A 26,759-nucleotide genomic window follows, 5' to 3' on the forward strand; every position below is an offset into this window, starting at 1 on the left:
GAGGTCGCAGTCACTTCGGCTTGCGGCCCATGCCCGCGGCAAAGGCGATCCGCAGGGCTTCGGACAGATTGCGGACCTCGAGCTTGGCCATCAGGCTCGCGCGATGGACCTCGACCGTTCGCGATGAACAGCCCAGGTCATAGGCGATCGTCTTGTTGGGCAGGCCGTTGGCCAGCCTTTCGAGCACTTCCCGCTCCCGGGGCGTCAGTGCAGCGACCCGCACCCCTGCTTCGGACGTTTCCAGGGTACGAAGGTCGACATCGTCGAGACGCGCGAACGCGCGGCTGACGGCGCCGAGCAGGGCGGCTTTCTCGAAGGGTTTCTCGAGAAAGTCGACCGCGCCGCCTTTCATGGCCTGCACCGCAACCGACACGTCGCCATGGCCGGTCAGGACGATGACCGGCATGTTGACCCCGCGTGCTGCCATGGCGGCCTGAACCTCGAGACCGTCCATCTCGGGCATGCGCACGTCGAGGATGACGCAGCCGACGGCCGCCGACTTCGCCTCCTTGAGAAACTCCACGCCCGAGGCATAGGTCACGACGTCGTAGCCCGCGGTCTTGAGCGCAAAGCTCGCCGCCTTGCGGATGCTCTCCTCGTCGTCGACCAGATGGATGACGCGTCTATCCCCCATGTTCCTCCTCCGCCCGCGCATGGATCAAGGTAAAATGAAAGCGCGCGCCGCCGCGGTCGGGGCGCTCCATCCAGATACGGCCCCCATGCGCTTCGATGATGGTCCGGCAGATCGAAAGGCCGAGGCCCATGCCGTCGGCCTTTGTCGACTTGAACGCCGTGAAGAGCTGCTCCCGGACCTCGTCGGCGATGCCGGGGCCGGTATCCGCCACGGTCACCTCGATCAGCCCGTCAGGGCGCAACCTGGTCGCCACCTTGAGGTCGCGAACCGGACACTCCGCCATCGCCTCGATGGCATTGCGCATCAGGTTGACCAGCACCTGCTGGATCTGCACCCTGTCGACGAGGACCGGCGTCGCGGCGTGCTCGACCGCAAAGAAGCTGCGGATGCCGCGCTCGCGTGCGCCGACCAGCGCGAGCTGGCTCGCCTCGGCGATGACCTGCGGCAGCTCGTGGAGGCTCTTGTCGACCTCGCCGCGGGCGACGAAATCGCGAAGGCGCCGGACGATATGGCCGGCCCGCAGCGTTTCCTGGGCGGCATCATCCATCACCGACCGCAGCGACACGAAGGGTTCGTCGTCCCGCTCGTCGAGCATGTCGCGGATCGTCTCGAGATAGAGCGCGACCGCGGCAAGCGGCTGGTTGAGTTCGTGGGCAAGAGTCGAAGCCATCGTGCCCATCGCGCTCAGCCGGGAGACATGGACCAGCTCTGCCTGCAGTTCCTTGAGCCTGAGCTCATCCTGCTCCTTGGCGGTGAGATCCCGGATGAAGCCCGTGAACAACCGCTGCCCGTCTTCACCGGCCTCGCCGACCGACAGCTGCATCGGGAAGGTCGAGCCGTCGCGGCGCTGGCCGACCACGACGCGGCCGAGGCCGATGATCCGGCGCTCGCCGGTCTGGAGATAATGCGCGAGATATTCGTCATGCCGGTCGCGATCGGGCTGGGGCATAAGGCAGGAGACGTTGCGGCCGACGAGCTCGGCTTCGCTGTAGCCGAAAAGGCGTTGTGCCGCTGCGCTGAAGGATGTGATGGCGCCGGTCTCGTCGATGATGATCATCGCATCCGGCACCGTCGCCAGGATCGACTGGAGATGCTGCTCGCGGGTCTCGATCGACGCCCGGACCGCCGCCTCGTCGGTGACATCGCGACTGATGCAGGCAAAGCCTCGATGTGCGTCGCCTTCGAACAGGGCGCTGATCGTCAGGCGCGCGAGATACTCCGCTCCATTCTCGCAGACCCGCCACGCTTCGCGCTCCAGCGTGCCCTCGTGAAGGGCGGCCGCCAGGTCTGCGCACGGCCGGCCGGCCGTAATCTCGTCGGGCGGGTAGAACAGGTCGTGGGGCTGTCCCAGGACGCGGTCGAGCGGCCAGCATTCGGCACGCTCGCCTTCTTCATTATAGCTCAGCACGATCCCGGCAGGATCGAGCAGCGTCAGGACATGGCCGCCAGCCTGTCGCAGGAACAACGGCGCAAGCCGCACCACCTCCCTGGCAATCTCGTCCGGCCCGCGCCTCGTGTCGACCATCGTCCCGGCTCACATGCCTGGCCGGGCGCACGTATCCGGGCGTAGCCCGACCGTGCCACTCAGCGCCGCGCGAGTATGGCCTTCATCTCGTCGATTTCCTGCCGCTGCGAGCGCTTGATCGCTTCGCAAAGCCGGATGACTTCCGGATCGCTGAGCTTTGCTTCCTGGCACATCAGGATCGCCCCGGAATGATGCGGGATCATCGAGCGCAGAAAGGCCGTGTCGCCGATCGTGGTCTGGGTGCGGATGAGTGCAAAGCTGCCGAAGAAGGCGACCAGCGACGCGGCGATCAGCGCGATGTTGGCGGCCTTCGACACGAACATGTGTCGCATGGCGAGGATCATCAGCACCACCATCGGTGCGACCATCATCAGCGTCATGTAGAGCATGTTGAGGTTGTTGTAGAAGCTGTCGAGCCCGTCGATCATGACGAACATCACCAGATACATGATGACGCCGCTGATGACGGTCTGAACGGCAAGGCTCCAATAGGCACCCATCTTCCGGGTGTTCATGTGGGACGAATGGTCCATGGCGTATCTCCTTCGCTCGGCGCCGGCCGACCTGGGTATGAGTGTAACGCCCCGCTCTCTTGTTCGCCCCCGCCATCAGCTGTCCCGATCCTAGAACCAGAAGCGGATGCCGGCGACGAAGCTGGTGGCATGGACGTCCTCGCCCGCAAGCCTCGACAGCCGCGCCGTGTCTCCGGCTTTGCGCAGATAGGAAACGCCGATGTAAGGTGCGAACTGGCGGCTGAATTCGTAGCGCAGGCGCGCGCCGAGCTCTATGTTGACCAGCCCCGAACCGATGTCGTTCTCCGGAATATCCTGCGCGGCGAAATTGACCTCGGCGCGCGGCTGCAAGATCAGGCGCTGGGTGATGCGCTGGTCGTAATAGCCCTCGACCCGGCCCAGAAGGTCGCCCTTGGTCGAGAGGAACAGCGCGCCTTCGACCTCGAACATGCCGGGAGCCAGACCCTCGACGCCAACGGTCGCATAGGTGCGGTTGGGCCCGCGGCCGAAGTCCTGGCGGACGCCGGCCTGAAGGTTGAAATAGGGGTCGATGGCGCGGCTATAGAGGGCCTGGACGTCTGCGCTGTCGATCCCGCGGCCAAACTCGCCTTCCCCCTCGCTCTTGAGCCAGAGGCGGTTGATGTCGCCGCCGTAAAAGCCTTCGCCATCCCAGCGATAGCCATCGCGGCCGCTATGCGCCTGATACTCGAACAGGTTGAGCAGCACCTGCCCGAAATTGTTGCCGCCGCTGTCCTTCATCATGATGTCGCGCGAGCGCGCCATCTCGCCGCCGGGAAAATCCCGATCGGCGAAGTGGTCGCTGGGGGGGGGCGGCGGGGGCGCATTGCCGGCCGGAAGCGCCGTGCCGGTCATTTGCATGCCGGGCATGGCGGAGGTTCCGGGCATGGCGGTCTGGCCATGCTGCGAATGGTCCATCCCGGGCATGTCCGGCATCGCGCCGTCCTGATGCCGGGAGTGGTCCATGCCCGGCATCTCCGCCATCGCGGGAGCAGCGGGTTGCGGTTGACCGGCGGCATCTGCCTGTGGCGCAGGACTGGCCTGGTCCTGCGAATGGTCCATTGCCGGCATGGTGCCCGGCGCTGGTTTCTGAGCGCGCGGCCTGATAGCGGGCTTGGGGCGCGGCGCGGCGGCCTTGTCCTTCTTTTTCTCCTGCGCCGGCCGCGCCCCGCCCGGCGGCGCCATGCCGGGCATGTCGTGCATCGAATGATCCTGGGCAAAGGCGGGCGCGGCGGAGAGAAGGGCGATCGCGCTCACCAGCGGCGTGAGGATGCGGGTCATTGCGCGTCTCCCTTCGGACGGACGCTCACGACCCGCATCATCCCTGCATGCATGTGGTAGAGGAGATGACAGTGGAAGGCCCAGTCGCCGACCGCGTCGGCGGTGAAGTCCCAGGTCACCTTGCCGCCGGGCTGGACGATCACCGTATGCTTGCGCGGCGCATGATCGCCATGCCCCGTCACCAGCTCGAAAAAATGCCCGTGAATATGGATCGGATGCCCCATCATCGTGTCGTTGATGAGATTGACGCGCACCCGCTCGCCTTCGATGAAGGGGATCGGCTCGTGATGGTCCGACATTTTTTCGCCGTCGAACGACCACATGAACCGCTCCATGTTGCCGGTGAGGTGAATGTCGATGCTGCGGCTCGGCGCGCGCACGTCCGGATTGCGATCGAGCGCCATCAGGTCCCTGTAGACAAGCACCTTGTGGCCGACGTCGGCGAGGCCCTGGCCGGGCTCGCCGGTGCGGTCTACGGGCATCGGCGAGATGGTCTGGACGCTCGGGTCGCGCTTCACCTGCGGCGCGTTCGAGAAGTCGCGCATCTTCATCGAGCCCATCGCGTGCCCGCCATGATCCATGCCCGCCATCTGGCCATCGGCGCCCATCGCGCCGTGGTCCATGCCGGCCATCGATCCATGATCCATCCCCGAATGATCCATGCCTGCCATGGCGCTATTGTCCATGGTCGCCATCGCTGCCGCCGCGCCGGTCGCGAGGCGCGCGGACGCGTTCTTCTCGGCCGTCGGATCGACGCCCCGCATAGCGCCGCCCGACATGTCCATGCCTTCCATGCCCGGCATCGAGGACATGTCCATGCCCATGTCCTTCATGTCGGCGAGCGGCCGTTTGCGTAAGGGGGGAACCTCGCCGGCCATGCCGGCCCTCGGCGCGAGCGTGGCACGCGCCATGCCCGAGCGGTCGATCGCCTCGCCGACAAGGGTGTAGGCCTTGTCATCGCCTGGGCTGACAACGACGTCGTAGGTCTCGGCAACACCAATCTGGAACTCGTCGACGGTGACCGGCACCACATTCTGCCCGTCGGCCTGGACGATGGTCAGCGGCAGGCCGGGGATGCGGACGTTGAAGGTGGTCATCGCCGACGCATTGATGACCCGCAGCCGCACCCGTTCGCCCGGGGTGAAGAGCGCGGTCCAGTTGTCCATCGGACCATGGCCGTTGACGAGATAGGTGTAGGTGGATCCGGTCACATCGGAGATGTCGGCCGGGTCCATCCGCATCTGGCCCCAGTCGAGCCGGTCCTTGAGCGGCTGATCCTTGCCCGACAGGAGCCCGGCCAGGGTCTGGCGCTGGAAATTGAAATGGCCGGGGTTGACCTTGAGGCGCCGGAAGATCGCCTGCGGCGAGAGCGCGCTGTGATCGGCGAGCACGATGACATGCTCGCGGTCATAGGCGACCGGATCGGCACCGGCGGGATCGATGATGATCGGGCCGTAATGGCCTTCCTGTTCCTGCAGGCCTGAATGGCTGTGGTACCAGTAGGTGCCGCTTTGCACGACGGAGAACTGGTAGAGGTAGTTCGAGCCCGGCTTGATGCCCGGAAAAGACACGCCCGGCACACCGTCCATATTGGCCGGCAGGATCAGCCCGTGCCAGTGGATCGAGCTGTCCTCCTCCAGCTGATTGATGACGTTGAGCCGCACGCGCTGGCCCTCGCGCAGCCGGATCAGCGGGGCGGGGACCGTGCCGTTGAGGCCGATTGCCCGGAACTTGCGCCCGTCGATGGTCATCGACTGCCGGGCGATGGTGAGCGTGATGTCTTCGCCCGACACGGTCGGCAGCGTCGGTCGCATCCCCGGCGAGATCGTCTGCGCCCAGGCCGGCAGCCAGGCTGACAAGGCGGCGCCGCCGCCGGCGAGGGCCGCGCCGCGGAGGAACTGGCGGCGGTCGAGAGCAGAAATCATTCGGTTGTCTCAGCTTTAAGAAAGAGGGCGGACCTATTGGAAATACGCAGCGTGGCCTCATCCCCCTCAAACTTTCTTCAACATTTCCGCGAGGCGTGCGCGGGCGCGGTAGAGGCGGGTCTCGACTGCCTTCTGGCTGATGCCGAGAATCTCGGCGGTTTCGGCTTCCGATTTCTCGTCGATCGTCCGCAGGATGAGCGTGTCTTTGAGAGAGGCGGGCAGGGCGGCGATCGCTTTCATCGCCTCTGCCAGTTGCTGCTCGGCGCCGATTGCCTGGTCGGGTAGCGGCGCCTCATCGGCGACGTCATCCGCCTCGCCCAGCGGCAGGGCCATGGAGAAGAAGTTCCGGACCGCGCGCCGGCGCCGCCAGTCATGGCATTTGTTGATGACGATCCGGGACATCCAGACCTGGAAGGGTCGCGCAGCGTCATAGCGGTTGAGTGCGGCGAAGGCGGCGACGAAGCTCGCCTGGGTCACGTCGAGCGCTTCGTCGCGGTTCCCGACATGGCTGCGCACGAGGCGGTGCACCCAGCCCTGATGCCGGCGGACCAGCTCGCCATAGGCCGCTTGCCGGCCTCCAAGCGCCAGAGCCGCGAGCTCCCCGTCCGAGCAGTCGGGGAGGCACGCGGTCATTTGGACTTGGCCGTCAGCGCTTTCACCACGGCGTCGTCGAACTTGTCCGTCTGATCCGGGCGCAGCACGGCCCGCATCGCGAAGATATGCTCGAGTGTTTCCTTCTGCAGCGCGCCCATCGCCTGGTGCGAGCGATCCACCGCCCCTGCAACCCGAGGACCATAGCCATGCTCCGCCTCGATCGCCTCGGCGAGCCGCGCGTTATCGGCGCGCAGTTCGGCCTCCAGTGCCTGACGCCGGATCGCATAGTTCTTCTCGATCGTCTCGAGACGGCTATGTTGCGCGGTGTCCAGCTTCAGATCGCGATGGAGCAGGTCGTGCAACTCATTTTCGACCGGGCGCACCGGAACCACATAGACGCGGCCGATGACCACACCGGCGATCGCCGCGGCAAAGGTCAGCAGGACGAGGAGCAGGAGCCGGCGGTCGCGCATCATTGTGAACTCAGCAGCGTCGAAGGAGCGAGCGCGAGCCGCGCGTCAAAGGGCGATATCGGCCCGGCTTCGGTCGACCGCACAGGCACGGCCGAGCCGGCAATTCCCAGGAACAAGGCTGCTGCCGCGGCGATACCGAATGTCGTGGCGCTCAGGCGGGGCATGGCCTGGAGCCGGGCGATCTCGGCCATGACGCGGCTGTCCAGCCCGGCAAGCCGGGGATCGAGCGGCGCTTCCCGCAACCGGCTGAGCATGTCGTCGAGGTGGTCCATGATGTTTCTCCGTCTTCACTTCTCAATACGCAGGATGGTCCGGCAACCCTTGTCCGGGAACAAAAAGAAAATTGCGAGGGGTGCAGGTCGCGGCTGCGTATTCTCTCATGTCACTGACAGGAGAATGTCCAAATGCGCTTCTTTTCGCCGCTCGCAGCCATCGCCGCCGTCGGCCTGAGTGTTTCGGCTCCGGCCTACGCCCATCCCAAGCTCGTGTCCTCGACGCCCGCCGCCAACGCCAGCGTCCCGGCGCCGTCGCGTATAACGCTCACCTTCAGTGAAGGTCTGATGCCGAAGCTGTCGGGCGCCGAGATCGTGATGACCGGCATGCCCGGCATGCCCAACCACCGCATGGCGGTAACCGGCTTCAAGACGTCCGTCGAAGGCGACAAGACGCTCGTGCTGACGCTCGCCAAGCCGCTCATGGCGGGCAGCTATCAGGTCGCCTGGCACGTCGTCTCGACCGACACGCACCGCATCCAGGGCAATCTCGCCTTTACCGTCAAGTGACGCCATGAACGACGTGGCACTCGTCGCCGTCCGCTGGGCGCTCTACGTCGATCTCGGCCTGTTGTTCGGCCTGCCGCTGTTCGCGCTCTATGCGCCCGGCGGCGGCCGGATGGTACAGCGGCATCTGCCGATGGTAGCAATGGTGGCCGGTCTCGCCTGTCTCGCCCTCCTGCTGTCGGCGCTGGGGTTCGCGTTGCAGGCAGCGGCCATGACCGGGCTGCCGCTCACCCAGCCTGATCTTTCCATGGTCGCAGAGCTGTTCAACGGCACGTCCATGGGAACGGCGCTGAAGGCGCGCCTCGTCGCGCTCCTCGTTCTTCTGCTCTCCATCCCCTTCTATCGCCGGCAATCCCGTCCTGCCTTCATCGCCTCCACTCTGGCAGGCGCGGTCGCACTCGCGACCCTCGCCTGGAGTGGGCATGGCGCGGCTGGCGAAGGCGAGGCGGGCTGGCTGCAACTGGGGGCCGATCTCATCCATCTGCTCGCCGCCGGCGCCTGGGTCGGCGCGCTTGCCGCATTCCTCGCGCTGGTACTTCCCAGGCTCGCAACCGACGATCTCGCCGCTCAAGACATGGACCGGGTCACGCTCGCCGAGGAAGCGTTGCGGGGCTTCTCCCTCGTCGGCACGATCATCGTCGCCCTGCTGATCCTGACCGGGACGGTGAACGGCTGGTTCCTCGTCGGTCCGGGCAACATCGCCTCGCTCGGGCAGTCGACCTACGGCCTGCTGCTCATCGCCAAGCTGCTGCTGTTCGCCGGCATGCTGGGCCTGGCCGCGCTCAACCGTTATCGCCTGACCCCGGCACTTGCGCAGGCGATCGAGGAAGAGGACGCGCCACGGGCGCAGGCGCTGCTGCGCGCGAGCCTCGTCGTCGAAGGCGGTCTTGCGATCGTCATTCTCGGGCTCGTCGCCTGGCTGGGGACACTATCGCCGCCCATGTCGATGTAGCTTATCGTTTCGGACGCCTCGCGTTGGGAGAAGCCAATGCAATCCTACACCCCGCCGCTCGGGACCGGATCGACGAAAGACTATGATCGCGCGATCCGCCTGTGGACGCGGGAGAAGCGGTGGCGTGCCGCCATGCTCGCCGCCCTGGCGCCCAAAGCCGGTGAGACGGTCGTCGACGTCGGCTGTGGCACCGGCAGCTTCGCGCTGATGCTCAAGCAAGCCGAGCCCAGGACGCAGGTGATCGGTCTCGATCCCGATGCCGAGGCGCTCGACATCGCGCGGCACAAGGCCGCTGTGCGGCGGGCCGATATCGACTGGCGTCAGGGATTTGCCAGGGACGTGGCCCCGGGTACCGCCGACGCTGTCGTGTCGAGTCTCGTGCTGCATCAGATGCCGGTCAGGGAGAAGGCGGCAACCCTGCGCGCCATGTTCGCCATGCTGCGCCCGGGTGGGCGCCTGGTGATCGCCGATTATGGCCGCCAGCAGGGTTTCATGCGGCTTGCCTTCCGCCTGACCGTGCAGCGGCTCGATGGCATCGATGATACCCGGCCCAATGCCGACGGCGTGCTCCCCGGCCTGATCGCGGCGGCCGGCTTCAGGCATGTGGCCGAGACGTTTCGGCTTTTGACCATCACCGGCGCGATCGACTTGTTTACGGCGCATCGACCGGCGCAGGACCACGGCCTTACGGTTGCCAATGACCTTGGCTGATGGCGGCCAGGCGAACGGGCCCGCCGATTTGTCCGCTTAGGCGATTACGTATTGACCCTGACACGGTGTCAGACCCTAGATCGTCAGGCGTCGAAAGGAGCAAGGCGATGAACGAGACACATGGAGCGGCGCATGGCGGCGGTTGCTGCGGCAGCCACGGCGCTGCGAAACCAGCGGCTGGCGTCAAGGACCCGGTCTGCGGCATGACCGTCGATCCTGCGATCACTGCGCACCATGCCGAGCATGGCGGTGAAAGCTATCATTTCTGCAGCGCGGGCTGCCGGGCAAAATTCATCGCCGATCCCGAGCGCTATCTCGGCCCGCCGGCACCGCCAGTCGCGGTGCCAGAAGGCACGATCTGGACCTGCCCTATGCATCCCGAGATTCGGCAGGACCATCCCGGGTCCTGTCCGATCTGCGGCATGGCGCTCGAGCCCGCGACCGTGACTGCCGACAGCGGCCCCAGCCATGAGCTGGTCGATTTCACACGGCGCTTCCGGGTCGGCCTGATGCTGGCCCTCCCGGTGCTGATCCTCGAGATGGGCGCGCATCTCTTTCCCGCGATCCATCGCCTCGTGCCGATGTCGATCTCGGTATGGATCCAGTTCGTGCTGGCGACACCCGTCGTGCTCTGGGCGGGCTGGCCCTTCTTCGAGCGTGGCTGGGCCTCGCTCAAGACCCGCAACCTCAACATGTTCACCCTGATCGCGATGGGGACCGGGGTCGCCTGGATCTACAGCGTCGTCGCGACGCTCGCGCCCCAGCTGTTCCCGCCCGCCTTCCGCGGAGAGGACGGCATGGTTGCCGTCTATTTCGAGGCGGCCGCGGTGATCACTGTCCTCGTGCTGCTCGGCCAGATGCTCGAACTGCGCGCGCGCGAGCGGACCTCGGGCGCGATCAAGGCGCTGCTTAACCTTGCGCCAAAGACCGCGCGCCGGATCGGTTCCGATGGCAGTGAAGAGGAAATCAGCCTCGATCTCGTTGCGGTCGGCGACCGCCTGCGTGTGCGTCCCGGCGAGAAGGTGCCGGTCGATGGCGTGGTCGAGGACGGCCGTTCCTCGCTCGACGAGTCGATGGTCACCGGTGAGTCCATGCCCGTCACCAAGGCCAAGGCCGACACGGTGATCGGCGGCACGCTCAACCAGACCGGCGCGCTCGTTATCGTCGCCGACAAGGTTGGCCGGGACACCATGCTGGCGCGCATCGTCCAGATGGTCGCCGAGGCGCAGCGCTCGCGCGCGCCGATCCAGCGCATGGCCGATCAGGTGTCGGGCTGGTTCGTGCCCGTGGTCATCGCGGTCGCGGTGGTCGCGTTCATCGCCTGGGGCATCTGGGGCCCCGAGCCGCGCTTCGCCTACGGGCTGGTTGCGGCGGTCGCCGTGCTGATCATCGCCTGTCCCTGCGCACTGGGTCTCGCCACGCCGATGTCGATCATGGTCGGGGTTGGCCGCGGCGCCGGGCTCGGCGTCCTCATCAAGAATGCCGAAGCGCTCGAGCATATGGAAAAAGTCGACACGCTCGTCGTCGACAAGACCGGCACGCTGACCGAAGGCCGGCCTGCCGTCACCCAGATCGTGCCGGCGCCCGGCTTCGACGAAGCCGAACTGCTGCGGCTTGCCGCCTCGGTCGAGCGGGCCTCCGAGCATCCGCTCGCGCTGGCGATCGTCGAGGCCGCCAAGGATCGCGGCATCCCCACGAGCGACGTCACCGACTTCGATTCCCCCACCGGACGCGGCGCGCTCGGCACCGTCGACGGCCGCCGGATCGTGCTCGGTAATGCGCGGTTCCTCTCGGAAGAGGGCATAGCAACCGACGCGCTGGCGGAGCAGGCCGACGCCCTGCGCCGGGATGGCGCCACCGCGATCTTCATCGGCGTCGACGGCACCGTCGGCGGCGCCTTTGCAATCGCCGATCCCGTGAAGCAGACGACGCCGGAGGCCCTGGCCGCACTCAAGGCCGAAGGCATTCGCGTGGTGATGTTGACCGGCGACAACCGCACCACAGCAGAGGCGGTGGCAAGGCGGCTCGGCATTGACGATGTCGAAGCCGAGGTACTGCCCGACCAGAAGAGTGCCGTCGTCGCGCGGTTGAAAAGCGAGGGGCGCGTGGTGGCGATGGCCGGCGACGGGGTCAACGACGCCCCCGCACTGGCTGCCGCCGATGTCGGTATTGCCATGGGCTCGGGCACCGACGTCGCGATCGAGAGCGCGGGCGTGACGCTGCTCAAGGGCGATCTCATGGGCATCGTGCGGGCACGGCGGCTGAGCCAGGCGACCATGTCCAACATTCGCCAGAACCTGGTCTTCGCCTTCATCTACAATGTCGCCGGGGTGCCGGTGGCGGCGGGCGCGCTCTATCCGCTGTTCGGCATCCTGCTCTCGCCGATCATCGCGGCCGCCGCCATGGCGCTCTCCTCGGTCAGCGTGGTCACCAACGCGCTGCGCCTCAACCGGAAAGCGCTGTGAACATCGGGGAGGCGTCGAAGCAAAGCGGGGTCTCGGAGCGGATGATCCGCCATTATGAGAAGATCGGCCTCATCCCGGCGCCGCCGCGCCGGGGAGCGGGTTATCGCGACTATGGCGAGAGTGACCTCCATCGCCTGCGGTTCATCGCCAATGCCCGCGATCTCGGTTTTCCGATCGAGGAGATCCGGACCCTGCTCGGCCTGTGGGCCGACACGGGCCGCAGCAGCGCCGATGTAAAGCGGGTCGCGTTGGCGCGGGCGGAGGAATTGCAGCGCAAGGCCGAAGCGCTGACGACCCTGCGCGAGACCCTCGTCGATCTCGCCGAGCGCTGTCATGGCGACGAGCGGCCAGATTGTCCCATCATCGCCGAACTGAGTCTCGACAGAAAATGTTAGCGCCGGCCGCCTCTCGGACCAGACCCGCTCTGGCGGCCGGGGTGCTGATCGCACTTGGCATTCTCACGACGGGCCTCGCGATATATTTCCTCGCAGTCCGCCCGCCACTGCTGGCGGAGGATCTTCGCCATATCGGCGGCAACCCGCAGACCCTTTCGCCGGTATTGCGGGACTGGTTCGGCGGGATAGCTGGCTCGCCCGTGCGACCGCACTGAGCCTCCTGATCGTATTTGGCCGCTTTTCATACAGCAATGTCGTGCTGAGCTCTGACTTCTGGGGCTGGCATATGCGAGGCAATCCCTCCGTAGGACTACGGAGTGCGCAGAGGCTTCCTGCGCTTCAGGGCTTGTTGCACCGCAGCAGGAGCGAAAATGTGCAGAGTCGAAGCAATATCCCTGACCCGTTGGACGGTCTGGCCACGACGCTGGATCGGTCGAGCTTCGCCGCCATCGCGCAGCTGACTTCAGGCCAGTCGCCCGCCACTTTGGCGCAGTCTTTTTCCGACTGGTGGACGCACATTCTCTGCTCGCCAGGCAGGCAGCTGCAGCTCGCCGCCAAGGGCGGGCGCAAGCTGATGCGGCTCGCCGACTATGCCATGCGCAGCGCATCCGGCAGCGATCCCGAGCCGGCGATCGATCCGCTGCCCCAGGATCGGCGCTTCGCCGACGCAGCCTGGAAGCGCCATCCGTTCGACCTGATCGAGCAGGCCTTCCTGCTCCAGCAGCAATGGTGGCATGCCGCGACGACCGGCGTGAGCGGCGTCACCGGGCACCACGAAGCGATCGTCGAGTTCGCGACCCGCCAGATGCTCGACATGGTGTCCCCGACCAATTTCATCCCGACCAACCCCGTGCTCCAGCAGCGCATCCTCGAAACCGGAGGACAATGCCTTGTCGAGGGTGCGCGATTTTTTTGCGACGACCTGGAACGCCTGGTACGCGGGGAGCCCGCAGCGGGCACGGAGGCCTATCGGGTCGGCGAGAAGGTCGCAGCCACGGCTGGCAAGGTCGTGTTTCGCAACAGGGTCATGGAACTGATCCAATATGCGCCCGCAACCGAGACGGTGCGTCCGGAGCCGATATTGATCGTGCCGGCATGGATCATGAAATATTACATCCTCGACCTGTCGCCGGAAAATTCGCTCATCCGCTGGCTGGTAGGGCAGGGCTACACCGTGTTCTGCATCTCCTGGCACAATCCCGACAGCGCCGACCGCGATCTCGACATGGAGGATTATCGCCTGCTTGGGCCGATGGCCGCCGTTGATGTCATCCAGGCGATTACCGGCACCGAGAAGATCCACGCGGCCGGCTATTGTATCGGCGGCACGCTGCTCGCCATCACCGCGGCCGCGATGGCGCGCGATGAAGATGAGCGTCTGGCGAGCGTCACGCTGTTCGCCGCCCAGACCGAGTTCAGCGAGCCGGGCGAACTTGGTCTGTTCATCGACGAGGCGGAGATCAACCTGATCGATGCGATGATGTGGGCGCGCGGCTTTCTCGACAGCAGCCATATGGGCGGCGCCTTCCAGATGCTGCGGTCCAACGATCTGCTCTGGTCGCGCATCCTCTCGACCTATCTCATGGGCGAGCGCGAGCCGATGACCGACCTCATGGCATGGAACGCCGACGGCACCCGCATGCCCTATGCCATGCACGCGCAATATCTTCGGCGCCTGTTCCTCGACAATGACCTGTCCGAAGGGCGCTACGAGGCCGGCGGCCACCCGGTCTCGCTCTCGGGGCTGCGCATGCCGATCTTCATGGTGGGCACGGAAACCGACCATGTCGCGCCGTGGCGCTCGACCCACAAGCTCCACATGCTGACGGGCGCGGAGATCCGCTTCGTGCTGACGAGCGGTGGCCACAATGCCGGGATCGTCTCCGAGCCCGGGCATCCTCATCGCCATTATCGCATCGCGACACGGATGCAGGATGGCCCGGCGCCAGGTCCCGATGCCTGGCTGGAGCGGGCCGAGGTGCGCGAAGGGTCGTGGTGGCCGGAATGGAGTTCATGGCTTGGATCGCACTCGGGCGAGGCGGCGGCCCCACCGGCGATGGGCGCGCCCGAACGGAACTATCCGCCGCTCGGTGATGCCCCCGGGCGCTACGTGCTGGAGCGCTGAGCCATGGCCGCCGCCAACCTCATCGAGAACCGCACGTTCGACGAGATCGCCGTCGGCGATACGGCCAGCCTCACCCGCACGCTGACCGCCGACGACATCCAGCTCTTCGCGGCGGTGTCAGGCGACGTGAATCCGGCGCATCTCGACCCTGTCTATGCCGAAACGGACATGTTCCACAGGGTCATCGCTCATGGCATGTGGGGCGCGGGGCTCATCTCGGCGATCCTGGGAACCGAGCTGCCAGGGCCCGGTGCGATCTATCTCGGCCAATCGCTTCGCTTCACCCGCCCGGTGGGCGTCGGCGACACCATCACGGCCTGCGTCACCGTCGCGCAGAAGCGCGCCGAGCATCATGTCATCGTTCTCGACTGCACCTGTGTGAACCAGAAGGGCGAGACCGTCATCAGCGGCCAGGCCGAGGTCAAGGCGCCCACCGAGAAAGTCAGCCGGCCCCGCATGCCGCTTCCCGACGTGCGGATCGCCAGCCACGACCGCTTCCGCCAGTTGATGGCGCGCGCCAAGGACGGATCTGCGTGCGTCACGGCCGTGGTCCATCCGTGCAGCGCCGACGCCATGCGCGCAGTGGCTGAGGCCGCCGACGCCGGCATCGTCGTTCCGATTCTCATCGGCCCTGCGGCGCGTATGACGAATGCGGCGAAGGACGCCGGTGTCGATATTGCGGCCTTCCGGGTGATCGACGTCCCGCACAGCCACGCCGCCGCCGCCGAAGCCGTCGCGCGCGTGCGGGCCGGCGAAGCCGCGCTGCTGATGAAGGGCTCGCTTCATACTGACGAGCTCATGGGCGCGGTCGTATCGTCCGACACGGGCCTTCGGACCGAACGCAGGATCAGCCACGCCTATGTGATGGACGTGCCCGGCTATCCGCGCCCGCTCATCATCACCGACGCCGCGATCAACATCGAGCCGACGCTTGAGGACAAGGCCGACATCGCGCGCAACGCGATCGACCTTGCCCATGTGATCGGGATCGAACAGCCCAGGGTCGCGATCCTCGCCGCCGTCGAAACGGTCAATCCGAAAATGCGCACCACATTGGATGCCGCGGCGCTCTGCAAGATGGCGGACCGGGGCCAGATCGAAGGCGCGCTGCTCGATGGCCCGCTCGCCCTCGATAATGCGATCAGCGAGGCGGCCGTGCGCGAGAAAAGTATCGTCTCGCCGGTCGCCGGCCAGGCGGACATCCTGCTGGTGCCCGATCTGGAGGCCGGCAACATGCTCGCAAAGCAGCTGACCTTCCTGGGCGGCGCCGATGCCGCAGGCGTGGTGCTCGGCGCGCGCGCTCCGATCATCCTCACCAGCCGGGCAGACAGCGTGCGCACGCGCCTCGCCTCCTGCGCGCTCGCGGTGCTGCTGGCGCGGGCTGCGACCAAGGCGGCTCCCGGCGTTGCGGGACAGCGCCGCGATGGCTGAAATCCTGTGCCTCAACGCCGGTTCGTCGAGCCTTAAGTTCGCGCTCTACGCCGAGCCGGGCACTGATGAGCCCTCTTTGCTGGCGAGCGGCAAGATCGAGAATATCGGCCTTGAGCCGCACCTGATCGCGCGCGATGCGAAGGGGGATGTCCTTGCCGAGCGGCGCTGGACGAAAGACGGCACGATCACGCACGAGACGCTGCTCGAGGATTTGCTGCGGGAGATCGAAGCCTCGGTCGGCGACGATCTGATCGCGGTCGGCCATCGGATCGTTCATGGCGGCACCGACTATTCAGCGCCGGCGCGGGTCGACGCGCCACTCCTCGCCGCGCTCGAGGCGCTTTGCCCACTGGCGCCATTGCATCAGCCCCATAATCTCGCCGCGGTCCGCGCCGTCTCCAGGCTGCGCCCCGCTGTGCTGCAAGTCGCCTGCTTCGACACCGGCTTCCATCATGGCCAGCCCCCGATCGCGACGCGCCTCGCGCTGCCGCGCGCGCTTGGCGAAGAGGGCATGCGGCGCTACGGTTTTCACGGCATCTCCTACGAATATATCGCGCGGCAGCTGCGTTCGATCGATCCCGATACAGGCGGTGGCCGCACGATCGCCGCGCATCTCGGCAACGGGGCCAGCCTTTGCGCGATGGCCGGGGGGCGCAGCATCGACACGACGATGGGGTTCACCGCGCTCGACGGGCTGGTGATGGGTACGCGCTGCGGCGCGCTCGACCCGGGCGCGGTGCTCTATCTTTTCCAGCAGAGGGGCATGACGGCGCGTGAAGTCGAGCATCTCCTCTACAGTGAGTCCGGCCTTTTGGGCGTGTCCGGCGTCTCCAGCGACATGCGCGCGCTTCTCGGCAGCGAAACGCCCGCCGCTGGGGAAGCGATCGAGCTCTTCGTCTGGCAGATCGCGCGCCAGGCCGGCGCTCTCGCGTCCTCGCTCGGGGGTCTCGACACATTCGTGTTCACTGCCGGGATCGGCGAGAATTCGCCTGAAATTCGCGCCCGCGTCGCCGGTCGGCTCGGCTGGCTCGGCGTGGACCTCGACGCGGACGCGAACCTCCGAGGAGATGCAGTCATCAGCGCGCCGTCCAGCCGTGTCGCCGTCCGCGTCATCCCGACCGATGAGGAAAGGATGATCGCCATCCACACCGCCGATCTGCTGCGTGAGGAGCCGAAAGCATGAAACCTCTCGTCGATCTTACTGGCAAGCGCGGCCTGGTGATCGGTATCGCCAACGCGCATAGCATCGCGGCGGGTTGCGCCCAGGCCTTTCACGACTGTGGCGCGAGACTGGCGGCGACCTATCTCAACGGAAAGGCCGAGCCGTTCGTGGCGCCCGTCGCGGAGACCCTGGGAGTCGAATGGCTCGCCGCGTGCGATGTCCGGGTGCCGGGCGAACTGGAGGCCCTGTTCGAGCGGGTGAAGTCCGAATGGGGCGGCCTCGATTTCCTGCTTCACTCGATCGCTTTCGCGCCGAAGGAGGATTTGCACGGCCGCGTCGTCGACAGCTCGGCCGAAGGCCTCGCGCTGGCGATGGACGTCTCGTGCCACAGCTTCCTGCGCATGGCGCGTCTCGCCGAGCCGCTGATGTCGGATGGCGGCTGCCTGCTGTGCGTCACCTTCTACGGGTCGGAGCGGGTGGTCGAGCACTACAACCTGATGGGGCCGGTCAAAGCGGCCCTCGAAAGCGCGACCCGCTATGTCGCGGCTGAGCTTGGCCCCAAGGGCATTCGCGCCCATGCGATCTCGCCAGGCCCGATCGCGACCCGCGCTGCCAGCGGCATCGACCGCTTCGACGAGCTGCTCGAACGGGCCGCGGCGACGGTCCCGCAGCACCAGCTCGTGACCATCGAGGATGTCGGAGGGCTCGCCGCCTTTCTGGTGAGCGATGCCGGCCGCCATATCACCGGCACGATCATTCCGGTCGATGGCGGTCAGCACCTGCTCGGCTAGGGCGGCTCGCCGCGATCGGGGGCTATCCTATTTGTCGCTGGTGGCCTGCTTCTCGCCGTCGCCCGGGCTTTTCTGCCCGAACCATGGTCCGACAATGGCAGCAAAGGCATCCAGCGCCCCGGGAGCCGTCGGAGCGCTCGCGACGGCCTGCCAGGCCTGCTGCCATTCCTCGAACGCCGATCTTGTGCCGGCAATCATATGCTCGCGGACCGTGGCCATGTCCTCGAACAGTGCCCGCGGTCCGGCCGGGCTGACCGCGCCGGCGTCCGACGTCTTGTCCGTCGCGCCCGCAATCGAGGCACGCGCCTCTTCGGCGAAGCGGCCGGCGGCGCGGTTGCCGACCTCGAGCGACTCTTCGCCACCTTTCCGGGCGACTTCGGCGAGCTTCAGCATCAGGCCGACATTCGCTTTGGCGAGCGCGGCGAGTTGATCAACGGGATAGGGCATGAAACGGTGAACCTTTCTCTTCGCGTTTGAGCTCTGGCATATCGGGCATAGCGCCCTGGCCTGAGGCCCATCGCGTCGCGCCGCCGTTATTCGGCGAGGCTGAATCAGAGAGAATCGGTAACTCTACGTATGCCGAATCTGCGGCTTGCCTGCGACGCTCAGCCAATGCACTTTTGGCTTGTCGTCCATGTCGTGCCCGCGGGCAGCGACTTCTACCCGTCCCGTCATGATCGCGGCACGGTCGGGCATGATTATGGTCTGACCCGGCAACCGGCATGGGCGTGATACCGTCCATAGCCAGGCTCGGCCGGATTGCGGCGCTGCGCGGTCCCGTCCTCGACGTCGAGTTCGACGAAGGGCCGCTGCCCGCGGTCAATGAAGCGCTGCGCGTCGATGCGTCGTCAGGCCCGCTGGTCGCGGAAGTGCAGAGCCATATCGATGACCGCACCGTCCGCGCCGTCGCGCTTCAGCCGACCTCCGGTCTCGCTCGGAATGTCGGCGTGATGGCCTTGGGCGCCCCCATCGCGGTCCCGGTCGGAGACAAGGTTCTGGGGCGGCTCCTTACGCCGACCGGGCAGGTGGGTGACGGCGGCGCGCCGCTTGGGCCGGATGTCCCATTGAGGCCCATTCACCGCGCCCCCCCGCCGCTCGACGAGCAGAGCGCGGCGACGGCGATGTTCGAGACTGGCATCAAGGTCATCGATCTGCTCGCGCCGCTCGCCCAGGGTGGCAAGGCGGCAATGTTCGGGGGCGCGGGGGTGGGGAAGACCGTGCTGGTGATGGAACTCATCAACGCGATGGTCGCGCGCTATGAAGGTGTTTCCGTCTTTGCCGGCATCGGCGAGCGATCGCGCGAGGGCCATGAGCTGCTCACGGACATGCGCGGCTCGGGCGTGATCGACAAGACCGTGCTCGTTTTCGGGCAGATGAACGAGCCGCCGGGCGCGCGCTGGCGGGTAGGGCTGACCGCGCTCACCATCGCCGAACATTTCCGCGACGAGCAGAAGCGCAATGTCCTGCTGCTCATGGATAATGTGTTCCGCTTCGTCCAGGCCGGCAGCGAAGTCTCCGGCCTGCTCGGACGCATGCCTTCGCGCGTCGGCTACCAGCCGACGCTGGCCAGCGAAGTGGCCGCGCTGCAGGAGCGCATCGCCTCGGTGCATGGGGCGGCGGTGACCGCGATCGAGGCGGTCTATGTGCCCGCCGACGATTTCACCGACCCTGCGGTCACCGCCATCTCCGCCCATCTCGACAGTTCCATTCTGCTCTCGCGCGCCATGGCGGCCGAAGGCATCTATCCCGCGGTCGATCCGCTGGGATCGTCGTCGATCCTGCTCGATCCGCAGGTCGTGGGCGATCATCATTACGCGCTCGCCCAGCAGGTCCGGGAGACGATCGCGCATTATCGCGAGCTTCAGGACATCATCTCGCTGCTCGGTATCGAGGAACTGGGCCGCGAGGATCGGCTGATCGTCGGCAGGGCGCGGCGGCTGCAGCGCTTCCTGACCCAGCCCTTCATGGTGACCCAGGCCTTCACCGGGCAAGCCGGCCGTTCTGTGGCGCTGGCCGATACGCTGCAGGGCGTCGCGGCCATCCTGGCCGGCGAGACCGACGACTGGCCCGAGAGCGCCTTCTACATGGTGGGCGATATTGAAGAGGCACGCTCTCGCGTGGGGGAGGGCGCATGAAGCTGCGGATCACCGATCCGACCGCGATCCTCGTCGACACGGACGTCAGGTCGGTTCGCGCCGAGGATGCCAGCGGCAGTTTCGGCATCCTGTCGGGCCACGCCGATTTCCTGACCGCGCTTGGCGTCTCGATCGTCTCCTGGCGGGGCCTCGATGGCGCTCCCGGCTATTGCGCGGTGCGCAACGGCATTCTGACCGTGAGCCACGGCACGGAGGTCGCGGTCGCGACGCGCGAAGGCCATGTCGGCGATGACCTCGGAACGCTCGAGCATGACGTGCTCGCGCGCTACCGCGAGCGCGACGAGGGCGAACGATCCGAACGGACCGCGTCGGCGAAACTCAGGATGCAGGCGATCCGCCATATGGTCGAGGCCCTGCAGGGTGGTGGCCGGGAGCTTGGTCTGTGACCGCGGACAAGCCCGAGCAGCCGATCGTCGAAGCCATCCGGACCCGCGCGGAACGGCGGCGGCTTGCGCAGCGGCTTCCTTCCGTCGCCCGCAATCTCGGCCAGATCGGCGTGCTCGGCTGGCAGATCGTCCTGCCCGCGCTGGTCGGTCTCGCGATCGGCCGCTGGCTCGACCACCGGCTGGATAGCGGCATCTTCTGGACCGCGCCGCTCCTGCTCGTCGGGCTCGCCCTCGGCTGCTGGTCGGGCTGGCGCTGGATGCACCGGCAATGAGCCAGCTCTCCCCCATCCTGTTCCTGGCCCTCGGATTTGCGGTCGGCCTCGCCCATTTCGCGGCCATCGCCAGAGAAGCCGACCTCGTCACCCATGGCGGCCCGGCATCGCGCGCGATCCTGCTCAGGCTCGGGCGTCTCGCCGTCACTATTCTGGTTCTCGTCATCGCCAGCCGGCAAGGGTGGCCGGCGCTTCTTGCCGCTACAACCGGCTTCATGGGCGGGCGCCAGATCATGCTCCACCGGCTCGGAGGCGCCCGATGAAATTCGCGTCACCACTTGAAAGCCATGTGCTGTTCCCGATCGGTCCGGTGCCGATCAGCCAGCCGGTCGCCACGACCTGGGGCATCATGGCCTTCCTTACAATCGGAAGCTGGCTGCTGACCCGCCGCCTTGCGTTACGCCCAACCCGAGCCCAAGCGGCGCTCGAGCTGGTCGTCGAGACCGTCGCCGGCCAGATCCGCGAGACGATGGAGGCGGAACCGCAGCGTTATCTGCCGCTGATCGGCACGCTGTTCCTGTTCCTGCTGGTCGCCAACTGGTCGTCGCTGATCCCCGGCGTCGAGCCGCCGACCGCGACCCTCGAAACCGACGCGGCGCTGGCGCTGATCGTCTTCGGCGCGACGCTCTGGTTCGGCGTCCGCGCGCTCGGGCCCAGGGCCTATCTCGCGACCTTCGCGCGCCCCTCGATCCTGCTCGCCCCGCTCAATATCGTCGAGCTCTTCACCCGCAGCTTCTCGCTGATGGTGCGCCTGTTCGGCAACGTCATGAGCGGCGTCTTCATGATCGGCGTCGTGCTGAGCCTCGCCGGGCTGCTCGTCCCGATCCCGCTCATGGCGCTCGAAATGCTGACCGGCGCGGTCCAGGCCTACATTTTCGGCGCGCTCGCCATGGTCTTTATCGGGAGCGCTATCAGCGAGAACGGCGCCCGCCCGCCATCCAAACAGGAGTCCCCCGCATGAACTGGATCCATCTCGCCAGCATCCTCGGAGCCGCTTTCGCGATCTCGATCGGCGCAATCGCCCCGGCGCTCGGGCAGGGCAGGGCCGTCGCCGCCGCGATGGACGCGATCGCGCGCCAGCCCGAAGCCGCCAACACCGTCTCGCGCACGCTGTTCGTGGGCCTCGCGATGATCGAGACGATGGCGATCTACTGCCTCGTGATCGCGCTGCTGCTGCTCTTCGCCAACCCGTTCGCCTGACATGCGGATCGACTGGTGGACGCTCGCGCTGCAGGCGGTCAATGTCCTCATCCTCGTGTGGCTGCTCGGACGCTTCCTGTTCCGTCCGGTGATGGATGCCATCGCTGCCCGCCAGGCATCGGCCCAGGCGCTGCTCGACGAAGCGCGGGAGGCAAAGGACCGGGCACAGGCCGAAGCGCAGGCGCTCAAAACGCAGAATGACGGCTTCGTCGCGGATGCGGCGGCTCGCCGCGCCGAGATCCGGACCGAGGCCGAAGCGGAGCGCCAGCGCCTCCTCGCGCAGGCCAGGCTCGAGGCGGACGCCGTCGTCGAGCAAGGCCATGCGGCGATCGATGCCGAACGCGGGCGGGTGGCGGCGCAGTGGCGGGAAAAGGCAGCGAACCTCGCCGCCTCGATGGCAGGCACGTTGCTCGCTCGTCTCCCGCCCGAGCAGACGGTGCAGGCCATGGTCGACGCGCTCAAGGCGCGGCTCGGAGACCTTTCCGAGGCGGATCGCCGCAGCCTGGCGGCCGCCGGGCCCGTCACCGTCGCGACGCCCGCGCCGCTGACGGCCGATCTGCAGACGCAGGTAGCGCGCGCGCTTGGCGAAATCCTGCCGGATACCGCGACCCCGATCTTCGCAGTCGATCCAGATCTCATCGCCGGCGCGGAGCTTCGCACGCCCCACGCCGTCGTGCGCAACAGCTGGCGCGCCGATCTCGACGCCATGGTTGAGAGCCTCAATGAAGACGATCATGCCCGGATCGCCTGAAGACTGGCTGACGCAGGCCCAGAGCTGCATCACGCGCGCCAATCTCGGGCCGCGTGTCGATGCAATTGGCCGGGTGGAATCGATCGGCGACGGCGTTGCCATGGTCTCGGGCCTTCCGGACGCGCGCCTCGACGAATTGCTCTATTTCGCCCGGGGCCAGACCGGATTCGTCCACACGCTCGACCGGGACCGGATCGGCTGCGTGCTGCTCGACGATGCCGCCCAGGTGGAGGCAGGAGACACCGTAACCGGCTCGGGCGAGGTGGTGCGCGTGCCGGTTGGCGAGGCATTGCTTGGCCGAGTCGTCGATCCGCTCGGCCGTCCGCTCGATGGGGGCGCGCCGATCCGGGCCAGGCGCTTCGATCCTGTCGAACGGCCGGCGCCGGCGATCATCGAACGCGACCTCGTCGTCCAGCCGGTGCAGACCGGCACGCTCGCAATCGATGCGATGTTCGCCATCGGCCGGGGGCAGCGCGAACTCATTCTCGGCGACCGCGCCACAGGCAAGACGGCGCTCGCGGTCGACACGATCATCAACCAGCGCACCAGCGACATGATCTGCGTCTATGTCGCGATCGGCCAGAAAAGCTCGGCGGTCGCGCGCGTGGTCGACCAGGTGCGGCGGCATGGCGCGCCGGACCGCACCATCTTCGTCGTGGCGAGCCCCGCCGCGGCGCCGGGGCTGCAATGGATCGCGCCGTTCGCGGGCTTCACGATGGCCGAGTATTTTCGGGATGGTGGCGGCCATGCGGTGGTGGTGCTCGACGATCTCACCAAGCATGCCGCGACCCATCGCGAGATCGCCCTGCTGACCGGACAGCCGCCCGGGCGCGAGGCCTATCCCGGCGACGTCTTTTTCCTCCATTCCCGCCTGCTCGAACGTGCGGCGCGTCTCTCGACGGAGAAGGGGGGCGGTTCGCTCACGGCTCTGCCGATCGCGGAGACCGATGCCGGCAACGTCAGCGCCTATATCCCGACCAATCTGATCTCGATCACCGACGGTCAGATTATTCTCGACGCGAAGCTGTTCGCGCAGGGGCACAAGCCCGCCATCGATGTGGGCACGAGCGTGAGCCGGGTCGGCGGCAAGACGCAGCTTCGCGTCCTGCGCGACGCGAGCGGGACCATGCGCCTCGACTATGCGCAGTTCCTCGAGCTCGAGATGTTCACCCGCTTCGGCGAGCAGCCCGAGCCGCGTGTCCGCGCCCAGATCGAACGCGGCAAGCGCTTGCGCGCCTTGCTCGTGCAACCGCTGTCGAGTCCACTACGGGTCGTCGACCAGGTGGCGCTGGTCGTGGCGCTCGGCGAAGGGTTGCTCGATGGCATGGCGGTCTCGGAGATATCGTCGCTCCGCACGCGGCTGCCCGCCTGGATCGACGATCACGTCCCCGATCTATGCGCGCAGATCGAGCGGACTGGACAGATCGACACCGCGCAGCGGTCCGCTCTGATGACGACGGTGAAAGCGCTGATCGAAAGCCAGCCGGCCGGTTCTGCATCATGAGCGATCGCCTCGCCGAGATCGGCCAGCGGATCGAGACCGTCCGCCAGCTCGGTGCGGTGGTCAACGCCATGCAGGGCATCGCCGCGCAGCGGGCGCATCAGGCGCGCGCGCTGCTGCCTGCGGTGCGACGCTATGCGGAGACCGCCCGCACCGCCATTGGCCAGGCGCGCCGCCTTGACGAGCCACTGGCGCGTTTTCCGGCGCGGGCGGTCGGTGGTGCGAGAGGCGGCCTTATCCTGTTCGGTGCGGAGCAAGGCTTTGCCGGGGCCTTTCCGGAGCAGCTGCTCGACGGCGCCGCGGCCGACATGCAGGACAGGCATATTCTTCTGATTGGCGCGCGCACGGCCACGCTTGCGGCCGAGCGCGGTCTGCGCATCGCATGGAGCGCGAGCATGCCGAGCAAGGCCGATGCGCTGCCCGCACTCGCGACAAGCATCATCGACGCGCTGTACGACTATCTGGACGAGGTCGGCGCGGTGCCCATCACCATGGCTTATCCGGTCTGGAGCAGCGGCAAGGGCGTCTCGATCGTGCGCGCGAGCCTCCTGCCGCTCGACCTCGACACTTTCCCCGCGTCCACGGCGGATTTGCCGCCGCTCGTCAATATCAACGCGGCGGACCTTATCGGCGACCTGACCGCGGAATATGTCTTCGCCCACATCTGCGCGGCTGCGGTCGAGACGTTCGTCGCCGAGAATGAGGCACGGCTGCGCACCATGGCGACCGCCCGCAGCCACATCGATCGCAAGGGCGAGGCCCTGCGCCTCGAGGAGCGCCTCACGCGTCAGGATCAGATCACCAGTGAAGTCGTCGAACTGAGCGGCGGGCGACATCGGCGAGAATGAATGCAGGGCAGGCATTTCTGCTGTTCAGCAAGAAACCGCAGAACCGCCATTGTCGTCGGGATCAAGGATGGAGTTGAGCATGCACTATAGTAGCGGGAACTACGAAGCTTTCGTGCGGCCCCGCAAACCTGAGGGCGCTGACAGGAAGACGGCCTGGTTCGTCGGCTCGGGTCTTGCGGGACTGGCAGGCGCGGCGTTCCTGATCCGCGACGGCGGCGTCGCCGGCGAGCATATTACCATCCTTGAGGAGTTGCATATTCCCGGCGGCGCGCTCGACGGCCTCGACGTCCCCGAAAAGGGGTTCGTCATCCGCGGAGGGCGCGAGATGGAGGAGCATTTCGAATGCCTCTGGGATCTCTATCGCTCGATCCCGTCGCTGGAGATCGAGGATGCGAGTGTGCTCGACGAATTCTACCGGCTCAACAAGGACGATCCGAATTTCTCGCTGCAGCGCGTCACGCAGAACCAGGGCCAGGATGTGCCCGACAAGGCTTTGCTGACACTCGGCGATCGCGCGCGAAGAGATCTGATCTCCGTCTTCCTCGCGACGCGGGAGGAGATGGAGAACAAGCGGATCAACGAAGTCTTCGGCGATGATTTCCTCAGGAGCAACTTCTGGCTCTACTGGCGCACCATGTTCGCCTTCGAGGAATGGCATTCCGCGCTCGAGATGAAGCTCTATCTGCATCGCTTCATCCACCATATCGGCAGTCTGGCGGATTTTTCCTCGCTCAAGTTCAACCGCTACAACCAATATGAATCGATGGTCCTGCCGTTGGTCAAATGGTTGCAGGATCGCGGTGTGAGATTTCGCTACGGCGTCGAGGTCACCGACGTCGATTTCGACATCCAGCCCGGCCGCAAGCAGGCGACCCGGATTGCCTGGATCGAAAACGGCGTCGAAGGCGGCGTCGATCTCGGCGCCGATGATCTCGTCTTCATCACTATCGGATCGCTGACCGAAAATTCCGACAATGGCGATCATCATACACCGGCCAGGCTGAATGAGGGGCCGGCGCCGGCCTGGGACCTGTGGCGCCGGATCGCGGCCAAGGACCCGGCCTTTGGTCGTCCCGACGTGTTTGGATCCCATATCCCGGAAACCAAATGGGCGTCGGCGACCATCACCACGCTCGACGCGCGCATTCCGGCGTACATTCGCAAGATTGCCAAGCGCGATCCGTTCAGCGGCACGGTGGTGACCGGCGGCATCATCACGGTCAAGGACTCGAGCTGGCTGCTGAGCTGGACGGTGAGCCGGCAACCCCACTTCAGGAAACAGCCGAAGGACCAGATCGTCGCCTGGTTCTATGCCTTGTTCGTCGACCGACCCGGCGACTATGTGAAGAAGCCGATGCAGGACTGTACGGGCGAGGAGATCACGCAGGAATGGCTTTATCATCTCGGCGTGCCGGTCGAGGACATCCCCGGCCTCGCCGCGACGGGGGCGAAGACCGTGCCGGTGATGATGCCCTACATCACCGCCTTCTTCATGCCGCGCCAGGCCGGCGACCGGCCGGACGTGGTGCCCGAGGGCGCGGTCAACTTCGCCTTTGTCGGCCAGTTTGCCGAGTCGAAGCAGCGTGATTGTATCTTCACGACGGAATATTCGGTGCGCACGCCGATGGAGGCCGTCTACACGCTGATGAAGGTCGAACGCGGCGTGCCCGAAGTGTTCAACTCAACCTATGATATCCGCACGCTTCTGGCCGCAATCGGGCCGCTCAGGGATGGCAAAGGGATCGACATTCCCGGCCCGTCCTTCCTGCGCAAGCTGTTGATGACGAAGCTTGAAGGCACAGAGATCGCCCAGCTGTTGGAAGAGTTTCATCTCCTTTCGCGATAGCAATCAAGCGCGACCCTTCGCCTGGG

Annotated in this window: 28 protein-coding genes; 19 read left to right on the forward strand and 9 right to left on the reverse strand. The window is 66.5% G+C overall.

Annotation, left to right across the window (positions count from 1 at the left end):
- Positions 1 to 10: 10 nt before the first annotated feature.
- The 8 genes from H5V43_RS22870 to H5V43_RS22905 all read right to left on the reverse strand — a co-directional run bounded on the left by H5V43_RS22870 (position 11) and on the right by H5V43_RS22905 (position 7,234).
- A complete protein-coding gene (locus H5V43_RS22870) occupies positions 11 to 634 on the reverse strand; it encodes a response regulator transcription factor (protein ID WP_013039093.1) in 624 nt (207 codons plus the stop codon).
- Positions 624 to 2,159, reverse strand: coding sequence for a PAS domain-containing sensor histidine kinase (locus tag H5V43_RS22875; protein WP_025550097.1), 1,536 nt, complete (start codon positions 2,157 to 2,159; stop codon positions 624 to 626). The genes H5V43_RS22870 and H5V43_RS22875 overlap by 11 nt, the downstream gene beginning before the upstream one ends.
- A 59-nt stretch (positions 2,160 to 2,218) precedes the next feature.
- A complete protein-coding gene (locus H5V43_RS22880; protein ID WP_015449253.1) occupies positions 2,219 to 2,692 on the reverse strand; it encodes a DUF305 domain-containing protein in 474 nt (157 codons plus the stop codon).
- Positions 2,693 to 2,782: 90 nt separating this feature from the next.
- A complete protein-coding gene (locus H5V43_RS22885) occupies positions 2,783 to 3,970 on the reverse strand; it encodes a copper resistance protein B (RefSeq protein ID WP_046765849.1) in 1,188 nt (395 codons plus the stop codon).
- Entirely contained in the window at positions 3,967 to 5,895 is a 1,929-nt protein-coding gene (locus H5V43_RS22890; protein WP_037462748.1) for a copper resistance system multicopper oxidase, read from the reverse strand. The genes H5V43_RS22885 and H5V43_RS22890 overlap by 4 nt, the downstream gene beginning before the upstream one ends.
- 66 nt (positions 5,896 to 5,961) lie before the next feature.
- Positions 5,962 to 6,528, reverse strand: a complete 567-nt coding sequence (locus tag H5V43_RS22895; RefSeq protein WP_025550098.1) for an RNA polymerase sigma factor — start codon at positions 6,526 to 6,528, stop codon at positions 5,962 to 5,964.
- Entirely contained in the window at positions 6,525 to 6,962 is a 438-nt protein-coding gene (locus tag H5V43_RS22900) for a periplasmic heavy metal sensor (RefSeq protein WP_025550099.1), read from the reverse strand. The genes H5V43_RS22895 and H5V43_RS22900 overlap by 4 nt, the downstream gene beginning before the upstream one ends.
- A complete protein-coding gene (locus tag H5V43_RS22905) occupies positions 6,962 to 7,234 on the reverse strand; it encodes a hypothetical protein (RefSeq protein ID WP_007406394.1) in 273 nt (90 codons plus the stop codon). Before H5V43_RS22905 ends, H5V43_RS22900 begins: the two co-directional genes overlap by 1 nt.
- 132 nt (positions 7,235 to 7,366) lie before the next feature.
- Here H5V43_RS22905 and copC point away from each other — a divergent pair, with 132 nt between their 5' ends.
- The 9 genes from copC (at position 7,367) to fabI (ending at position 17,773) form a co-directional block, all read left to right on the forward strand.
- The gene (copC, locus tag H5V43_RS22910) at positions 7,367 to 7,744 is read left to right on the forward strand and encodes a copper homeostasis periplasmic binding protein CopC (RefSeq protein ID WP_007406420.1); all 378 of its coding nucleotides are present in this window, start codon (positions 7,367 to 7,369) and stop codon (positions 7,742 to 7,744) included.
- Between the two features lie 4 nt (positions 7,745 to 7,748).
- Positions 7,749 to 8,693, forward strand: a complete 945-nt coding sequence (gene copD, locus H5V43_RS22915) for a copper homeostasis membrane protein CopD (protein ID WP_007406374.1) — start codon at positions 7,749 to 7,751, stop codon at positions 8,691 to 8,693.
- 36 nt (positions 8,694 to 8,729) lie between these two features.
- Positions 8,730 to 9,404, forward strand: coding sequence for a class I SAM-dependent methyltransferase (locus H5V43_RS22920; protein ID WP_017501308.1), 675 nt, complete (start codon positions 8,730 to 8,732; stop codon positions 9,402 to 9,404).
- A gap of 107 nt (positions 9,405 to 9,511) precedes the next feature.
- Positions 9,512 to 11,869, forward strand: a complete 2,358-nt coding sequence (locus tag H5V43_RS22925) for a heavy metal translocating P-type ATPase (RefSeq protein ID WP_021245221.1) — start codon at positions 9,512 to 9,514, stop codon at positions 11,867 to 11,869.
- Positions 11,866 to 12,264, forward strand: coding sequence for a Cu(I)-responsive transcriptional regulator (gene cueR, locus H5V43_RS22930; RefSeq protein ID WP_007406402.1), 399 nt, complete (start codon positions 11,866 to 11,868; stop codon positions 12,262 to 12,264). Before H5V43_RS22925 ends, cueR begins: the two co-directional genes overlap by 4 nt.
- A 403-nt stretch (positions 12,265 to 12,667) precedes the next feature.
- Positions 12,668 to 14,389, forward strand: a complete 1,722-nt coding sequence (locus tag H5V43_RS22935) for a PHA/PHB synthase family protein (protein ID WP_021245223.1) — start codon at positions 12,668 to 12,670, stop codon at positions 14,387 to 14,389.
- Positions 14,390 to 14,392: 3 nt separating this feature from the next.
- Positions 14,393 to 15,820, forward strand: coding sequence for a bifunctional enoyl-CoA hydratase/phosphate acetyltransferase (locus H5V43_RS22940; RefSeq protein WP_021245224.1), 1,428 nt, complete (start codon positions 14,393 to 14,395; stop codon positions 15,818 to 15,820).
- On the forward strand, positions 15,813 to 17,003 hold the full coding sequence (locus H5V43_RS22945) for an acetate/propionate family kinase (RefSeq protein ID WP_031291181.1): 1,191 nt from the start codon (positions 15,813 to 15,815) through the stop codon (positions 17,001 to 17,003). The genes H5V43_RS22940 and H5V43_RS22945 overlap by 8 nt, the downstream gene beginning before the upstream one ends.
- Positions 17,000 to 17,773 (forward strand): enoyl-ACP reductase FabI, encoded by a 774-nt coding sequence (fabI, locus tag H5V43_RS22950; protein ID WP_021245226.1) that lies wholly within the window; start codon positions 17,000 to 17,002, stop codon positions 17,771 to 17,773. The genes H5V43_RS22945 and fabI overlap by 4 nt, the downstream gene beginning before the upstream one ends.
- A 27-nt stretch (positions 17,774 to 17,800) precedes the next feature.
- On the opposite strand, the gene H5V43_RS22955 is transcribed toward fabI, so the two are convergent.
- Positions 17,801 to 18,220 (reverse strand): hypothetical protein, encoded by a 420-nt coding sequence (locus H5V43_RS22955; protein ID WP_017501314.1) that lies wholly within the window; start codon positions 18,218 to 18,220, stop codon positions 17,801 to 17,803.
- A gap of 275 nt (positions 18,221 to 18,495) precedes the next feature.
- Here H5V43_RS22955 and atpD point away from each other — a divergent pair, with 275 nt between their 5' ends.
- The 10 genes from atpD (at position 18,496) to H5V43_RS23005 (ending at position 26,733) form a co-directional block, all read left to right on the forward strand.
- Positions 18,496 to 19,908, forward strand: coding sequence for a F0F1 ATP synthase subunit beta (gene atpD / locus H5V43_RS22960; protein ID WP_021245228.1), 1,413 nt, complete (start codon positions 18,496 to 18,498; stop codon positions 19,906 to 19,908).
- Positions 19,905 to 20,315, forward strand: a complete 411-nt coding sequence (locus H5V43_RS22965; protein WP_017501317.1) for a F0F1 ATP synthase subunit epsilon — start codon at positions 19,905 to 19,907, stop codon at positions 20,313 to 20,315. The genes atpD and H5V43_RS22965 overlap by 4 nt, the downstream gene beginning before the upstream one ends.
- Positions 20,312 to 20,587: an AtpZ/AtpI family protein gene (locus H5V43_RS22970; protein WP_021245229.1), complete on the forward strand. Its 276-nt coding sequence runs from the start codon at positions 20,312 to 20,314 to the stop codon at positions 20,585 to 20,587. Before H5V43_RS22965 ends, H5V43_RS22970 begins: the two co-directional genes overlap by 4 nt.
- Positions 20,584 to 20,850, forward strand: coding sequence for an ATP synthase subunit I (locus H5V43_RS22975; protein ID WP_017501319.1), 267 nt, complete (start codon positions 20,584 to 20,586; stop codon positions 20,848 to 20,850). Before H5V43_RS22970 ends, H5V43_RS22975 begins: the two co-directional genes overlap by 4 nt.
- On the forward strand, positions 20,847 to 21,548 hold the full coding sequence (locus tag H5V43_RS22980) for a F0F1 ATP synthase subunit A (protein ID WP_025546733.1): 702 nt from the start codon (positions 20,847 to 20,849) through the stop codon (positions 21,546 to 21,548). Before H5V43_RS22975 ends, H5V43_RS22980 begins: the two co-directional genes overlap by 4 nt.
- The gene (locus H5V43_RS22985; protein WP_017501321.1) at positions 21,545 to 21,787 is read left to right on the forward strand and encodes a F0F1 ATP synthase subunit C; all 243 of its coding nucleotides are present in this window, start codon (positions 21,545 to 21,547) and stop codon (positions 21,785 to 21,787) included. The genes H5V43_RS22980 and H5V43_RS22985 overlap by 4 nt, the downstream gene beginning before the upstream one ends.
- Before the next feature lies 1 nt (position 21,788).
- Complete coding sequence (locus tag H5V43_RS22990; protein WP_021245231.1) at positions 21,789 to 22,538, forward strand: F0F1 ATP synthase subunit B family protein; 750 nt, start codon at positions 21,789 to 21,791, stop codon at positions 22,536 to 22,538.
- Positions 22,522 to 24,042, forward strand: coding sequence for a F0F1 ATP synthase subunit alpha (locus tag H5V43_RS22995; RefSeq protein WP_021245232.1), 1,521 nt, complete (start codon positions 22,522 to 22,524; stop codon positions 24,040 to 24,042). The genes H5V43_RS22990 and H5V43_RS22995 overlap by 17 nt, the downstream gene beginning before the upstream one ends.
- On the forward strand, positions 24,039 to 24,887 hold the full coding sequence (locus H5V43_RS23000) for a F0F1 ATP synthase subunit gamma (protein WP_021245233.1): 849 nt from the start codon (positions 24,039 to 24,041) through the stop codon (positions 24,885 to 24,887). Before H5V43_RS22995 ends, H5V43_RS23000 begins: the two co-directional genes overlap by 4 nt.
- 79 nt (positions 24,888 to 24,966) lie before the next feature.
- Entirely contained in the window at positions 24,967 to 26,733 is a 1,767-nt protein-coding gene (locus tag H5V43_RS23005) for an oleate hydratase (RefSeq protein ID WP_021245234.1), read from the forward strand.
- The last annotated feature ends 26 nt before the right edge of the window (positions 26,734 to 26,759 follow it).

The organism is Sphingobium fuliginis, from assembly GCF_015074805.1.
Taxonomy (GTDB): domain Bacteria; phylum Pseudomonadota; class Alphaproteobacteria; order Sphingomonadales; family Sphingomonadaceae; genus Sphingobium; species Sphingobium fuliginis.